Source organism: Paramicrobacterium chengjingii, assembly GCF_011751765.2.
GTDB classification, from domain to species: Bacteria; Actinomycetota; Actinomycetes; order Actinomycetales; family Microbacteriaceae; genus Paramicrobacterium; species Paramicrobacterium chengjingii.
Genome location: NZ_CP061169.1, coordinates 2968329 through 2982299, shown reverse-complemented (window position 1 = coordinate 2982299; position 13971 = coordinate 2968329). Strand labels below are relative to the sequence as shown.

The following is a 13971-nucleotide window of genomic DNA, read 5'->3' as shown; positions in this document are numbered from 1 at the left end:
GCCCCGATGCCGTCGCTTCTGTCGAGGCTAACAGAATCTGTGAATAACCTGTGTGTAAATCTTTTACGATTCCTACCGTTTTGGTTTCACGTCCAGAACGACCTGAAACTCTAGGACGTTTGCGTCGGTGAAGACGCGCTTCCCCTGCTCTCCCTTGTGGGCAGCGCGGGCGTCGCCGTCGCGCCAGGCTTCGTATGACTCGTCGTCATCCCACCGGGTAACGATAAAATATCGGTCGTCTCCTGCGACAGGTCGCAACATCTCGAACCCCAAGAATCCGGGCGCGTCATCGATAGTCCCTGCCCGATTGATGAACCGGCGCTCGAACTCCGCGCGAGCCTCCTCAGGAACCTGCACTGCATTGATCTTGACCACGGCCATAGCTCGATTTTAGATTCGAATGCTGAAGATGGCACCCGCGGCATCCGCGAGGTTTCATCTGCCCGGCATCCATTCGATAGTGTTCCCTCACCACGAGCCAGGAGCCACCATGGTTGACCAGAATGACATCGACGAGCGTGTCCGTGCGTATTATCGTGAGCAGTTTGATGAGAACGCTCGCCTCACAACGCGCTCCGCGCAAGGGAGGCTGGAACATCGGCGAACCCAGCAGCTCATTGCCGAGTACCTCGACACGGGGCGGGTCATCGATATCGGTGGCGCCACCGGTGTCCATGCAGTGCCGCTGCAGAAGCGCGGGATCGACGTTATGCTCGTCGATCCGGTGCCCGAACAGGTTGAGACGGCTCGAGCGGCGGGCGTCAGTGCCCAAGTCGGGGATGCTCGCGACCTGCCGTTCGCCGACGACGAGTTCGACGCGGCACTCATGCTTGGTCCGCTCTATCACCTGAGTCACGTGGACGACAGGCAGAGTGCATTGCGGGAAGCGACACGTGTCACGCGGCGCGGCGGATTTGTCTTCGCAGCTGGGCTCTCACGTGTTGTCGCATTCCAGGCGGCGACGCTGACGCGCGAGCCGCGCATGACGGGGGAGCTCGAGAATCTCTTCGCGAAGGGCGAACCGATCGCACGCGGTCGGTTTCCTGCCGGGCATTTCCATACGGCGGAGGAGCTGGCGGCCGACGTGACCGAGGCCGGACTCGAGCTCATTGATGTGCATGGAGTCGAAGGGCCGAACGGCCTTCTGCTTGAAAGCGTTGCGGCCGATGAAACCGAGTTGACGGATGCCGCTTATGCGCTCGCCTGCGTGGGCAGCACGGTCCCTGGAATCCGCGACCTCAGCATCCACCTGCTCGCCATCGCCCGGGTGGGTTAGCGTCGTCAGACGGTTTCGCTCAACATGTCCGTGCTTCTTCGTCCACAGGCAACAAGTTTTGCGAGTTATCCACAATGGTAGTGTGATCGGGGGTTTGTGTCGCTGGGAATGTCAGTGGGTGCTGGAATACTGTGGTCATGTTGAACGCAGCGACAGTCTCCGATTTCGAGCCTGTGGAGGGTCCGGATGCTGTGGCTGTGCGTGCGGCGGAGAACATTCTGGCGGATGCTGTTGAGCTTGCCAAGATTGATCCGGCCGCACTGTCTGCCGACGCCCTCCTGACCTATACCGGTGTTCTGGGGAACATCACCCGCATTGTCGAGGGCCGCCAAATCGGCAATGTCGGGGACATTGCCCGGCGCTCCGATACCGATGCTGGATTTGATGGTCTTGCTGCCCGTCACGGGTCGTCGTCCCCGACAGCATTGTTTGAGAAGGTGACGGGGGTGAAGAACTCCACAGCGCACCGGTACACGAAGGTCGCCGAACAGACCACACCGCGGGTGTCTGACACGGGGTTGCCGTTGGATCCGGTGTTCTCGCTGACGGCGGATGCTCTTGCTGAGGGCACGATCGGTTTGGATGTTGCCGAGGTGATCACATCAATGTTGGCGCCGGTGCTGTCGCGGGTGGCACCGGAACAGGCAGAGTGGGCCGAGACCACACTGCTGGGCAACGCGACGGGCGCTTTTGGTGAGGTGCCTGTCACGGCGGATGCTCTGCGTCAGCAGGCACGCATGTTTTGTGTTGCTTTGGATCCGGATGGTGTGGAACCCACAGCGGAAGAACTTCATGAGGCGCGTGCTCTGGTGTTTCGTCATCGGGATGATGGCAGCATGAGAATCACCGGCACTCTCTCCCCGGAACAGGCAGCACAGGTGACACCGGTGTTTGACGCATTCATGTCCAAACGCACCAGCCCGAAGTTCATGGAGACCGAAGAGTTAGCCGCCCACGGCCTGGAACCGGAAGCACGGTCGAGGCAGCAGGAACGTGCCGACGTGTTCACCGCGATCATCGGCGGCACCGGGAAACAACAGTCCGCGCCCAAACTCCACGGCAGAGGACCCACCGTGTTGGTCACCGTGAAAGACACTGACCTCGACAACGGTACGGGTGCGGCGTGGTCGCCGGGAACCCCGGCGCCGTTACCGATGTCGTTTGTGAAGCAGATGCGATGCGACGGCGACACCCGCCAGGTTGTTATCGGCAGTGATGGTGACGTGTTGAATCTCGGGTATGCCAGACGTGAGTTCACCCCGAAGCAACGCCTCGCGCTCATCGCCCGCGATGGCGGCACGTGTGTTGCCATGGACTGTGACATCCCCGCCTGGCTCTGTGAAGCACACCATGTGCAGGGGTGGGCAAAGGACGGCAAAACCGACGCCACGAACGGTGTCATGTTGTGTTGGTTTCATCACCGTCTGGTTGAACGCGGCGAATGGGCTCTCATCCGAGACAACACAGGGCACCCGAGACTCGTTCCACCAGACTGGTACGTGAACCGACGGTATCTGGGACGCCGCAGCAGACCCGACTGTGGCGATGAGTCGGGGCCGGACCCTGGCCGAGATACCAGGCCGCGCACCTGAGTACGCGGCGGACCCGGGAAACACCACGCACGAGTACAAGAACTCGAAGCGCGGGGTGCCTGGGGCGCCGCAATACTGGCAATGCCGCAAGCGAGTCAGTCGCGGCGCCGCGCCTGTAACCGAGGGTAAAGCCAGAATAATGCGACTGTGCCGATGATCGCGCGAACGGCAGCGAAGACGAGCACCCACCAGCCAATCGAGTTATCGGCGAGGAGAAGCCCAGTACCGATGATGACGAGTGCGACATCGGCGACGTACGGAACCTTCAGCCAGAACAGCAGTCGTGCGTTAGGCGAGCGGGCACCTTCCGCATCATCACCCGACGATCCTTGACTGTTCACGTGCGACCGACAACGGAGCTCGTGTGTGACGAACGAGGGGAAGCTTCTCTGATCAACGAAGTCCTTTCTCACGAGGTCACATGACGATGCGCAAATGGTGCTCTGCGCTCGCTCACACTTGCCGCCTCATCGTCGGGCTCATGATGCTCACGGCTGATGACGACTGTCACCAACGCTACGGCAGTAACGTCGCGACTGCTTTGAACAAACGATAAGCGAACGGCAATTCAGCGAGATTGCTATCGTGACAAGCATGACTTTTGCGAACGTCGGTACTCTCGGCACAGTGCCGGGCAAGCGTGATGAACTTGTCGCACATCTCACACGTCGAAGCGATCAGCTTACAGAGATCGGCTGTCTGGCTTACGAGGTCGGAATCAACGACGAGGAGCCGAACACTGTATTCGTCGTCGAGCTGTGGGAGAGCGATGCCGCACATCAGGCGTCGCTCGCTGTGCCTGCAGTCCAAGAATCGATTGCTGCGGCACGTCCTCTGCTATCAGATGACTTTGGGGGCTTCTCGTTCGACGTCGCAGGATCGCCTCTCCGCGACTGAGGCGACTCGGGTTACCGCCCAGCTCACGGGATCCGACAGTATTCTCATTCTCAGTGCAGGACCGGTCGGGCTGGAACTCGATCGACCGTCGAGTGAAACCCTTAAGTTGCTACCACTTCCAGGATCTCGCGTGCATGAGTCCACAGCAGGGCCCCGGCCGCACCGGGAAGACCTTCGCGTCGATCCCGGAACACGCCCCGTTAGTGTCTCGTCGTGATCCGGTGATTGAGTGAGTTCACCGGCGCCAACGAGCACCTGCACGGGACTCGTGATTGCGTCGCAGTCTCCCGCGCGAACACCGCAACAACGTGTGGATTGTGCAGGCTCACGGAGTTCGGACTAAGACCGCGGAGTAGTTGCATAGTGGCCGGGTGATTTGAGTCGTTGGACGCAGAGCAAACCGGAAGAAGTTGTCGACTGGACTGACAAACTCTGAATCGACGGACTTGATTCGGGACGCGCATCGCTGAATCACGACGAGCGCGATGAAACCCGTGGCTAGCTTGTCGAGTATCGACGTTATGCCGTTCGAAAGAAGTACCGCGCTCAACAGGTTTTGGCCAGATGATGTGAACGTATGGGTCAACTGATCAGACGTATGACCTGATCCACCGTGATAGCCCAGCATCAGAAGTGGGACCGCAACGAGAGTGCAGACAACAGCGACTACAAGATTCAACCGGAAGAATTGCGTGAACGTTGCGGCCCAGGTAGACCGTCGTACACCGTAGCCCCATACAAGCGCGCCCGCCACGTTAACGAGCGCGAACACGAGCGCCATGGGTCCATGAATAGTCATGCCGGCTGCATTTCCCAGCACCGCAATTGCGACCCCGTACCAAGGTCCGAGCATAATCGCTCCCACTGCTGTCCCGACCATGTCGAGGTACAGGGCAAGATGAAGCTTGCCGACCAATGCGTAGCCGAACGCGTTTAAAAGTACACATGCGAACATTACCGAGCCCACGTAGATGTAACGCGAACGATGCGACTTGAGAGGTTGAGTGATCCCGGGCGACTCAACGGGATCTTCGGTGCAAACAGCATCACGTTCACAATTACGTTCAGAAGATGCTTGCACCTGATAGCAACGGACCATCCACTGACGAACGGACTGTTCGTCTTCACCCAATGCGCGAACAATTTCTCCGACCAGTTCGGGGTTCAGCCTGCTGCGACCTAAACGAAACGCATCGTAGACAGTAGATCGCGCCGGTGCATCGTTCACCCCGTCACCCTTCAGCTGGCCACGATATCGCCCGATACGACGCACGATTTCCGCATACGTTACAACGCCAGTGTTCACACGGAGCTCGCGAAGGTCAGTGACGATGCCGTCAAATGAACCCTCCAACTTCGCTTCGTCGTCGCGTTCCTGCTCCACTTGCATTCCTCCACAGTCTGTCCGGCCAGTGTGTGAACTCATGGCATTGTATGTGGGCCCACGGAGCGATGCACGTCCTGTGCGGGCTTGTGTGGGCCTGTACGGACACCGCCACAACCGGTCAGAACAGACAGACGTCCTTGTAGCGTCGTGGCAGGCAACGAAACACGACGTTAGGACGGGACTTGGTAGTCACGAAACGGATCGCAGCTATCTTAGGCTCTTTAGCCCTCGCATCGATGCTCGCAGCGTGTGGCGGCGGGTCGCAGGAGGTCGACGCAGACGAGAACGATCAGTCGCAAGGCAGTGACGAGGGAGGATCGTCTGAGGAGTCGGAATCGCAGACGAACAGCGACTCAGAGGATCCATTCGACGGTAATCACGTGACGATTTCAAAGATCACCGACGTCAACTCTGAGGACGTATGCAATGAGGTCTTCGGCCCGGGTTCGGACGAGGTTTTTGACGCATTGGGAATCGAAGCTGAAGCAGAAGTGGAGTCCACGTACTCCACGTGGGAGGCGACATACGACGAAGAGGCATGGAACATCGCTCCCACGCTCGGCTGCCACGCATTTATTAACAAGGATGCAACGGACGAGTCGGAGCGAGCGATCCACATCTTCATTACAGAAGACGGGAATGATTGGCACGAAGGCGCTGCCGGTACGGTAAACACAAGCAACGGTTCAGTTCAAGCTGGCGTTTCACTTTCTGTGCCGGAAGATAACAGGCCCGACGATGAAACGATCACGCAGTACATCAACGACGACGTGCTGCCGAAGTTCAAGCCGTAATCATCCCTATTCTCACGTCGCCGGGCTCATCGCCAGCGCATCGGCACGCACGTCGGGCGGCTACCGGGAACGACCGCAGACGAACTCCCCGTGAGGTTCCAGTCCATCCACCTGCCGTCGCATCGAGGCGGCCAGGTACTTCCCACACTGCTCGCCCGACGCCGCCCAGACCCGCTGCAGCACCTTCGCCGCGTCGTACGAGTATTTCAGCTCCCGCGGTTTCCGGGCCGTCTTCACTGGTTGAGGACCGAGCTTCGCGGCCGCCGCGAGCCGACGCCTGGCGTTTTCCCCCTCGACAAGCCCGTGATCACGTCCACCTCGTCAAGCAGCCCGCCCGCGGCTGCGTCCGAGGCGATCCTTAGCGCGAAACCAGCTGATCATCCCTTTGCTCGATACCCTGTTGTCGCGGGCACTACTGCTCTCGTCCTCTCGTCGGGAGCAGGGCGGCCTCTCACGGTCACCGCGGCTGTCGTCGAGGGCATCGTCCTGCCGCTCCAGGGGTTCTGTGATCGGGAGTGACGGGTCGATATCATGATGAGTGACGAGAGGGATGTCATGCCGTTCGGCTCGACCTCGTGCAAGGACGGACTGGCCACTGCACGACGTTGAACCCGCACCGCGACGATGCGATGTTCCTCCAGGAGACGATGGGGGCGGTGTGATGGATCTGACAGCTTGGACGTGCTGCACGGACTCCCAAGACCTGCCCTGGTGGGCGTGGCTCGTCGTTGGCGGGTTCGTCGGTGGTCTCCTGATCTTCATCCTGACGCGCGTCATCGCCGTTCATCGGAGCGGGACGACCCTGGACCCCTTGCCTCGGCTCACCGAAGAGCCAGTGTCCGCGATGGTGCAGGCCATCCATCCCGCGCCGCTTCCCGCGTGGAGCCGTCGACACACTTCGAGAATCGGCAGGCTCGTCGATTGGTATCGGGGTCTCGCGCCCGCGGCCGCGCACGAAGCGTATGTGCGCTCGCTGATGCACGACGCCTGGCTGGTCGAGGTCGAATACGCCACGAAATCTGGGGAGAGGGTCAGAGCTTGCCTCGCAGATGTAATCCCTGGAAGCGAGCTGCCGCGTTTCACGGTCGGTGCTGACATATCCGTGCGGTGCTTCGAGAGCCCGCGGACACGGCTGCGCGCAGACGCAGCAGCGGGTGCTCCGGCGACGATGCGTTGCATGCTCGCAGACTCATTCACTGACATGCCACGCGCGGGTTACGACCTCGACGGGGTGCGCGTCCGCGTCGAGCGCGTGCGATGGTCCGAGCCTTGGGCACGCTCCCCCTTCTTTGGGATCATGGAGTTCAAGACGGAGCATGACCCGTCCGGTGGCAAGGTGGGGGGTGAGCGGCGTTCGTTCCCCGCTACCCCGCAGGACATCTGGGCGGGAATGTCTCAGCCGGCTCCGGTCATCCGAGGCGCGGAGCCTGCGCCGCGGCCGGAATCGGTCCACGAGGTCCGGCTCTGGGAAGACTCGGACAGTTTCGCTCGCACGGAGCTCATCTTCGCGCCGATCTTCTGGGTGTGCCTGCCGGTGGCGGCGATCGGGCTTCTCTGGTTCTTGACCGTCAACGATTCGAGCGATGCAGGGCCGGACGGGTTCTTCTGGGTGCTGTGGGTGGCGGTGTTCGTGTGGCTGCTGGTCTCGGTGGGCGTGCTCGTGCACCGATTCAGCATTCGGAAGGAGGACCTGGTCAGCCACGAGCGGATCTACCGTCACGGGGTGCTCTGCACCCTCCACCGCGCTCCGTGGGACCGTAGCGGTGGCGAAGGCGACAGCTCCCCGACGTTCATCGCGCTCGACAGCCGGCTCGACGATCGTGCCGCAGCACGGATCCATCGGGCGTTTCACACCTGGATCCTGGCCGTCACTGCCGTCGACACCTCATGTCTGGACGAGATTCTCCCGGCGGAGCAGCTCTTCGGGAGGGAGGCGCAGGGCGGCTGGTATCTCCCGTTCGTCTCGGGGTTCGGCACCGCCGAGGACTTCGCCGCGCACCAATGGGTGCTGGTCACGGCCCCGGAAGACCCCGAGGCTGCACTACCGATCGTGACGACCGTGCCGCAAGGGAAGGCATTTCGGCGGATGCGCGCGAAGGCGCGCCGACAGATCGAGAGGAGTCGGCGATGAGTCTCCCGGAGAGCACCACCTTGCTGAGCCTGTTCTCGCCCGATGCGCAGACGGCCGAGTGGATGTCCGCGGCGCGCACGCCGGAGACCCGTGCGCGGATCCAGCGTTGGTCCCGTGTCGAGAGGGCGGGGATCGCGACGACACTGGTGGGCGTCGCTCTGCTCCTGCTGGCCTCGTTCGCCTCCGTCGCCGTCGCCATCTGGTCGAGTGCCTCGGGTCGCGATCCTGCCGGTACGCTGTGGTGGATCTGGGGCACCGCGGTCGGCGTCGCCTGCATCGGGGCACTGACGTGGGGCATCAGCAGCTCCCGTCGGCAGTCCGTCTGCTTCGCCGACGGTTACGAGACCGTGGGTACCGTGGATCGGGCCATCAAGCACCTCGGTAGCGGCGATGACTTGACCTGGTGGGACTTGCGCATCACCGCGGCGGTCACAGAGAATTCCGTGCTGCGCCGCCGGCTCCACCTCGAGGGCGAGCACCACGACCGCCGGGTTAGCGGTTCGGTGCGGTTCCGCCACAACACGTTCGATCCTGACGCGGTCGACGACATCCACCTCGTCGAATGGGATGGGGCATGAAAAACCTGCCTGTGCCTGATGACGGCTGGCCCCATGTCCTTCGGCAGACTGTCGCCGTCGCCGTGCTCTGGGCGGTCGCGACCTTTGGCATCGCTGCGGCGGGTCTGCCGCTGGTAGATCCGCAATGCTATTCAGACTCTGACGGTGGAGCGCGGATCTGTCCGCTTCACCCCGATCCCGTCCTGACTCATCTCTTCGACGCCCGATGGCCCGCAGTGCCCGAACCGGTGACGGTGACCGGGGTCCTCGTCGCAACGTTCCTCGGCATAGGGCTCGCCGTCTTCCTCGACACCTCCGAGCCGTGGTCCGAGCGGGGAGGCGCACCGACTGCCGCTGGGCTCACAGCCGGGCTGCTCGGCGCTGGTCTCGGGCTGTTCGTCGCCGGCCCCGGCTTCATGAACCCGCTCATCGCGGTCGGGTGCACGGCTCTCGGCGCTCTGCTGCTCCTGCTGGGTCTGCTTGCCCTGCGAGCTTTCCTTCGGGCGCTGTCCCAGCGGTACGCGCGTCATCTGCGCCGCGAGCAACTGCAGCAGCACGGAACACACACGGTCGCCACGATCGCCGAACTCGTCTGGACCGAGAGGTACCAGAGGCACGGCGGTCAGGAGGATGGAGGTCATCCGATCTTCGTTGTCACCGCCCGGCTCGGCGAAGGATCTGAGGCGCGGACGGTGACCGAGGAGCTGGCGGTGCCACGAGCAGATGCTCCCGTCGTCGGCGGCACGGTGATCGTCATTCACGATGACCGCAATGCCCATGAGACGGGCATTACAGTGCTTCTCGAGTCCGACCCAGAAGGTCCGCGCGACCCCGAGGCACTGGAGAAGTACCCGCCCGCGCCGGAGAACTCTCCAAGCTGAGGGACTGCGCGGTGCGGTTCTCCACCCTTGCCGCACTCTGCCGCGAGCTGGACTGCACGGTGGGTGACCTCGTGGAATTTGAAGAGGAGGAGTAAGGGTCGTTTCACTCACCGAAAGCTCCCGGCCAAACCACGAACCCCGCAGCATCTGCTGCGGGGTTCGCGTTGTCTCTTAGTGCATATCGGGGGTATAGCGCTGGCAACCGAAGTGCCGCCACGGCCACTGAAGATCGTGGCGTGTGACGACTTCGGCCCGCTTACTTGGCCGTCGCCTGCAGGCTCTCTGCTCCGGGTAGGCGCTGGGCGACGATCGCCCCCACGCCGAGGCCCACGACAGCGAGCAGCGCGGCGATCACGAACGGATCGGCTGAGTGGAGTGCGGGAGCGAATCCGATCCCAACGTACAGAGCCACGCCGCTGGCACCGCCGAGCTGGTCGGCCGCCCGTTGAACGCCGGACGCGATCCCTGCGTCGTCATCGGTCGTGCCGCTGACCGCGATGTACTGCAAGCCGACAATGCCGAACCCCATCCCAGCAGCGATCAAAACCATCGCGGGAAGCAGCCACGCTGCTCCAGCATCAAGGAGGGCCACCAAGCCGACCACCACCATTGCGCACGCGGCAGAGCTCAGACCAATCATGACGCAGGCGCGGGCTCCCCATCTCGTCAGGAAGCGGGGCACCAGAACAGACGCTGCGATCAGAGCGACGGCCAGCGGCAGCATGATGAGACCGGAGCCCAGCGGTCCGATCCCGAGGTGGTCCTGCAAGTAGAACGTGAATAGCAGGAACGAGGTCGACAGCGCTGCACTGAGCAGGATCGTCGTGAGGTTCGCGCTCACGCGGGCACGGTCAGCGAAAAATCCCAGAGGAACCATCGGGTTCGGAGATCGCGCCTCGACACGCACGAATCCCACCCCGGCCAGTACTGCACCCACCATTGCCGCCACGCTCACCCAGATGCTCGTGCTGGATTCACCGGCCTCGACCACGCCATAGGTGAACAGGAGCGGGCAGGCGGTGAGCAGGAGCCCGCCTGGCAGGTCCAACCGGGCCGGACTGCGCCCAGCGGGTCGATCGTTCTCGAGCAGAAGGAATGCCGCAACGACCACGACCAAAATGAACGGGACTGAGATCAGGAAGATCCACCGCCATCCCAGATAGGCGGTGATGATCCCCGACAGAGCGAAGCCGAGGACCAGCCCGCAGCTGGCCACCGCGGCCCACACGCTCAGTGCCCGTGATCTCCGCGAACCCTCCGGGAACAGCAGCACGATGGTGGCCATCGCGGCCGGCAAGGCGACGGCTTCTCCTGCGCCCTGCAGGAGACGGGCGATCACCAGGATCTCGAACGAGGGTGCCAGCCCTGCCAGCAAGGAGGCCACCCCGAAAAGCACTGTGCCGGTCAGCAGCGTGCGTTGACGCCCCCACAGGTCACCGAGACGACCGCCGAGCATCAGCAAGCCGCCACCGGTGATGGTATAACCGACCACAACCCATGTAAGTGCGTTGCCGCTGACTTCGAAGGCCGTGCCGATAGACGGTAGGGCGATGTTAACCACGGTCACGTCGACCGCGATGAAGAATTGAAGCATCGACATTGCGCACAGCAACAGCCACGCGCGTATCGGAACCGGGCTCTGCCCGTTTGAATAATGATTGCCTGAACGCATCAAGGTACTCCGTTGCTCAGAGGTATTACCGAGCAGCACGAAAGGGTGCCGCTTCGGCCTTGGTCACGAAGCGGCAGGACGTTTCAGGAGTGGTGTTGTGACTCGAGTGTCCCGCCGCTAGCGGGACACCTCAGTCACTGCCGCGCAAGCGGCCGAGCACGAAGCAGCTGACATAACAGAAAGCCTAACAGTGCTTCGAGCACGGAGTCGTCGACCCGCGACGCCGGCGCCGGACTCCCTCGTCCAGCCATACATATTCTGTGCACGCTGTGACGGGTTCAGAGGTGTCGTGTAGCCACAATCTTCTCTACAGGGTTGTAAGTATCACTATCGATAGTGACGCTACCAATATGCGAATCTCCGACCTGAGCAAGAAAACGTGAGTTGCCCCGGCGACAATCAAGTACTACGTGCGCGAAGGCCTTGTGAGTGAGGGTGAGCGTACTGGATACAACCAGACCGAGTACGACAATCATCACCTGTCGCGCCTCAAGCTGGTTCGTTCGCTGATCGAAGTCGGAGGAATGTCCGTCAGCGACGTTGCCGATCTGATGACGGCCATCGACGACCCGACGCTGCCGATGTCGGATGTGCTGCACAAGGCGCAAACGTCGATTCCTCACGGAGCACCTTCCGCTGACGATGATGCCCGTGCTCGGATTCTCGCAGCAACTGCCGAGCGTGGCTGGGTCGTCGACCCCGACAACATCGGTATCGCCCTTGCCGCTCAGGCCGTCTCGACGTGTGAACTTCTCGGACGCGGCGATCTCGTCGACAGCCTCCCCGATTACCTGGAGGCGGCCGAGGAAATGGCGACCGCTGATCTGCAGCGCCTCGGTGGAGCAGCAGACCGAGATCACGTTGTCCAAACAGTGATCATCGACACCATCTTCGGTGATCGACTCGTCGCAGGTCTGCGCCGAGCCGCCCAGCAGAACATCTCCATGCAGGCGAACCGTGTCAGAGATGACGCGACTTCCCATGAAGCCTAGAAGTCGAAAGGACACCATCATGACACTCGAAAAGCACCGCGCAATCTCGCCGTCACAGGCGGTTCACGACGTCATCGCCCCAGAGCTTCCAGAGCGTGTGCGTTGGCACCGGCTTCTGCTCCTCACCGCCGCTGCCATGGGAGTGACGGCGGTCGTTACGACATTGCTCATCTTCATCGATCCGGTGCAGATCACCGGACAGAACGGTTGGTATAAGCCTCTCAAGTTCGCCATTTCGATTAGCGTCTACTCCGTGAGCCTCTCGTGGCTCATTGGGCTACTCAGACGCGGCCGCCGTGCCGCCGAGATCGCCGGCACGGTCAGCGCGATCGCTCTGCTCATCGAGATGGTCATCATTGTCGGAGCCGCTGCCGTTGGCACGACCAGCCACTTCAACGTCTCTACCCCGCTACACGTCGTGATGCTGACGGTGATGGCAGTGTCGCCGGTCGTTATCTGGGCGATGGACCTGGTGGTCGCGATCGCTGTCATCGTCAATCCCGGCACCGACCACGCCCGTAATTTGACAGTGCGCGCAGCGACGCTCGTCGGGCTCATCGGAATGGGTCTCGGGTCTCTCATGGTGTTCCCTACTGCGCAGCAGTTGGATGGCGGTGGTGTGGTCGGCGCGCACGCTGTGGGCGTGCCGGACGGTGGAGTCGGCCTGCCGGTACTCGGCTGGAGCACCGTTGGCGGAGATCTGCGCATTCCTCACTTTGTTGGAATGCATGCTCTCCAGCTTCTGCCGATGCTTTTGCTGGCACTTGAGCTTGTCGCGCGCCACATCCCCATGTTGCGTGATGGCGTTCTCCGTCTTCGCCTCATGTGGATCGCCACGATCGCGCTCTCCGCTGTTGTGGTCGTTCTCACCTGGCAAGCCATGATTGGCCAGTCGATCGTCGCGCGAGCTGGTGCGATCCTGGTTGCTGGTTGCGCCATGCTCCTCGGCACAATTATCGCGATCTTCGCGTCTGTGCAAGCCGCGCGGGCAGTCGAGTCGCGAGTTAGCCAAGACCGGCTCGATGATGCCATCGACGACGAGCAGATGGTGCTGGACGCTGCCGACCTTCTGCCTTCTGGCCGCGCTCTACGCGAGCGGGATTCCTGCTGAGCCCTTCGATCGTTGGTATGTCGCCGACAGCTCGTCGTATATAGCGGCGATGCGGGCGATGCGCTCATCGAGTTGCGGCGGCCCAGCGATTGCATGGCTGGAGAAGAACTCGTTTTCGCGGTTATAGAGGTCGCGACCTGGCGCTGGCTCAACGCGATCGGGGTCCGGCACCGCGTAGACAGCCTTCAGAATTCGGATGTCATGGGGGATCGCGAACGAATCGGCCGAGTCTTGGTGGCTGAAGAGGTACGCGAACTCGGTGAACCCGGCCCACGCGATTCCCGACAGGCACAGGGAGCATGGTTCGTGCGTTGCGAGAAAGACGCAATCGTCTGAATTCGGTCGCTGCTCAGCGGGCAATTCGTGAAAGCGCTTGATGGCATGGATCTCGCCGTGCCAGAGCGGATTCTTCACCTCATTGTTGGTCTCGGCCACAACGATAGAGAGATCGTCCCGACGCAGAATCGCTGCCCCGAACAGTTTGTTTCCGCGTGCGACGCCCTTGCGAGTGAGCGGGACGATGTCGCACTCAATGACGTCGAGCAGTCGAGTCGACTGGTCCACGGTTCCGAAGGTCATAAATGGAAGCATAATTCCGAAAGGCGAAAAAGACTATGCCCAATTGGCTATTCGCCGTGATCCAGCCGCTCGGGATTCCGCAACTCTGTGAATCACGGATGC

General features: G+C 61.8%; 15 protein-coding genes and 1 pseudogene. 11 read left to right on the top strand and 5 right to left on the bottom strand.

The window, feature by feature from the left end:
- Nucleotides 1–72: 72 nt before the first annotated feature.
- Nucleotides 73–381 (bottom strand): antibiotic biosynthesis monooxygenase family protein, encoded by a 309-nt coding sequence (locus HCR76_RS14450; protein ID WP_166987777.1) that lies wholly within the window; start codon nt 379–381, stop codon nt 73–75.
- Nucleotides 382–490: 109 nt separating this feature from the next.
- Here HCR76_RS14450 and HCR76_RS14445 point away from each other — a divergent pair, with 109 nt between their 5' ends.
- Nucleotides 491–1276: a class I SAM-dependent methyltransferase gene (locus tag HCR76_RS14445; RefSeq protein WP_166987780.1), complete on the top strand. Its 786-nt coding sequence runs from the start codon at nt 491–493 to the stop codon at nt 1274–1276.
- A 137-nt stretch (nt 1277–1413) separates the two neighbouring features.
- The gene (locus HCR76_RS14440; protein WP_166987783.1) at nt 1414–2868 is read left to right on the top strand and encodes an HNH endonuclease; all 1455 of its coding nucleotides are present in this window, start codon (nt 1414–1416) and stop codon (nt 2866–2868) included.
- Between the two features lie 95 nt (nt 2869–2963).
- On the opposite strand, the gene HCR76_RS14435 is transcribed toward HCR76_RS14440, so the two are convergent.
- Nucleotides 2964–3209: a DUF4381 domain-containing protein gene (locus tag HCR76_RS14435; protein ID WP_166987786.1), complete on the bottom strand. Its 246-nt coding sequence runs from the start codon at nt 3207–3209 to the stop codon at nt 2964–2966.
- Between the two features lie 253 nt (nt 3210–3462).
- On the opposite strand from HCR76_RS14435, the gene HCR76_RS14430 reads away from it, so the two are divergent.
- Nucleotides 3463–3765 (top strand): putative quinol monooxygenase, encoded by a 303-nt coding sequence (locus tag HCR76_RS14430; protein ID WP_166987789.1) that lies wholly within the window; start codon nt 3463–3465, stop codon nt 3763–3765.
- Nucleotides 3766–4090: 325 nt separating this feature from the next.
- On the opposite strand, the gene HCR76_RS14425 is transcribed toward HCR76_RS14430, so the two are convergent.
- The gene (locus HCR76_RS14425) at nt 4091–5149 is read right to left on the bottom strand and encodes an ECF transporter S component (RefSeq protein ID WP_166987792.1); all 1059 of its coding nucleotides are present in this window, start codon (nt 5147–5149) and stop codon (nt 4091–4093) included.
- 383 nt (nt 5150–5532) lie between these two features.
- Here HCR76_RS14425 and HCR76_RS14420 point away from each other — a divergent pair, with 383 nt between their 5' ends.
- The 6 genes from HCR76_RS14420 (at nt 5533) to HCR76_RS14395 (ending at nt 9610) form a co-directional block, all read left to right on the top strand.
- Nucleotides 5533–5946, top strand: a complete 414-nt coding sequence (locus HCR76_RS14420; RefSeq protein ID WP_166987795.1) for a hypothetical protein — start codon at nt 5533–5535, stop codon at nt 5944–5946.
- A 90-nt stretch (nt 5947–6036) separates the two neighbouring features.
- The gene (locus HCR76_RS14415; RefSeq protein WP_166987798.1) at nt 6037–6465 is read left to right on the top strand and encodes a hypothetical protein; all 429 of its coding nucleotides are present in this window, start codon (nt 6037–6039) and stop codon (nt 6463–6465) included.
- 142 nt (nt 6466–6607) lie between these two features.
- The gene (locus HCR76_RS14410; RefSeq protein ID WP_166987801.1) at nt 6608–8077 is read left to right on the top strand and encodes a hypothetical protein; all 1470 of its coding nucleotides are present in this window, start codon (nt 6608–6610) and stop codon (nt 8075–8077) included.
- On the top strand, nt 8074–8655 hold the full coding sequence (locus HCR76_RS14405; protein ID WP_166987804.1) for a hypothetical protein: 582 nt from the start codon (nt 8074–8076) through the stop codon (nt 8653–8655). The genes HCR76_RS14410 and HCR76_RS14405 overlap by 4 nt, the downstream gene beginning before the upstream one ends.
- Nucleotides 8652–9515 (top strand): hypothetical protein, encoded by an 864-nt coding sequence (locus HCR76_RS14400; RefSeq protein WP_166987807.1) that lies wholly within the window; start codon nt 8652–8654, stop codon nt 9513–9515. Before HCR76_RS14405 ends, HCR76_RS14400 begins: the two co-directional genes overlap by 4 nt.
- 11 nt (nt 9516–9526) lie before the next feature.
- Complete coding sequence (locus HCR76_RS14395; RefSeq protein WP_235934620.1) at nt 9527–9610, top strand: helix-turn-helix domain-containing protein; 84 nt, start codon at nt 9527–9529, stop codon at nt 9608–9610.
- A gap of 161 nt (nt 9611–9771) precedes the next feature.
- Here the strand turns inward: HCR76_RS14395 and HCR76_RS14390 are convergent, their stop codons facing one another.
- On the bottom strand, nt 9772–11187 hold the full coding sequence (locus tag HCR76_RS14390; protein WP_244971408.1) for an MFS transporter: 1416 nt from the start codon (nt 11185–11187) through the stop codon (nt 9772–9774).
- Nucleotides 11188–11582: 395 nt separating this feature from the next.
- On the opposite strand from HCR76_RS14390, the pseudogene HCR76_RS14385 reads away from it, so the two are divergent.
- Both HCR76_RS14385 and HCR76_RS14380 read left to right on the top strand, forming a co-directional pair.
- Nucleotides 11583–12179, top strand: a pseudogene (locus tag HCR76_RS14385) (MerR family transcriptional regulator); the annotation flags it as partial.
- A 19-nt stretch (nt 12180–12198) separates the two neighbouring features.
- The gene (locus tag HCR76_RS14380) at nt 12199–13290 is read left to right on the top strand and encodes a hypothetical protein (protein ID WP_166987811.1); all 1092 of its coding nucleotides are present in this window, start codon (nt 12199–12201) and stop codon (nt 13288–13290) included.
- On the opposite strand, the gene HCR76_RS14375 is transcribed toward HCR76_RS14380, so the two are convergent.
- The gene (locus HCR76_RS14375) at nt 13267–13869 is read right to left on the bottom strand and encodes a nucleoside deaminase (protein ID WP_166987814.1); all 603 of its coding nucleotides are present in this window, start codon (nt 13867–13869) and stop codon (nt 13267–13269) included. The two genes, HCR76_RS14380 and HCR76_RS14375, sit on opposite strands and share 24 nt — an antisense overlap.
- Between the last annotated feature and the right edge of the window lie 102 nt (nt 13870–13971).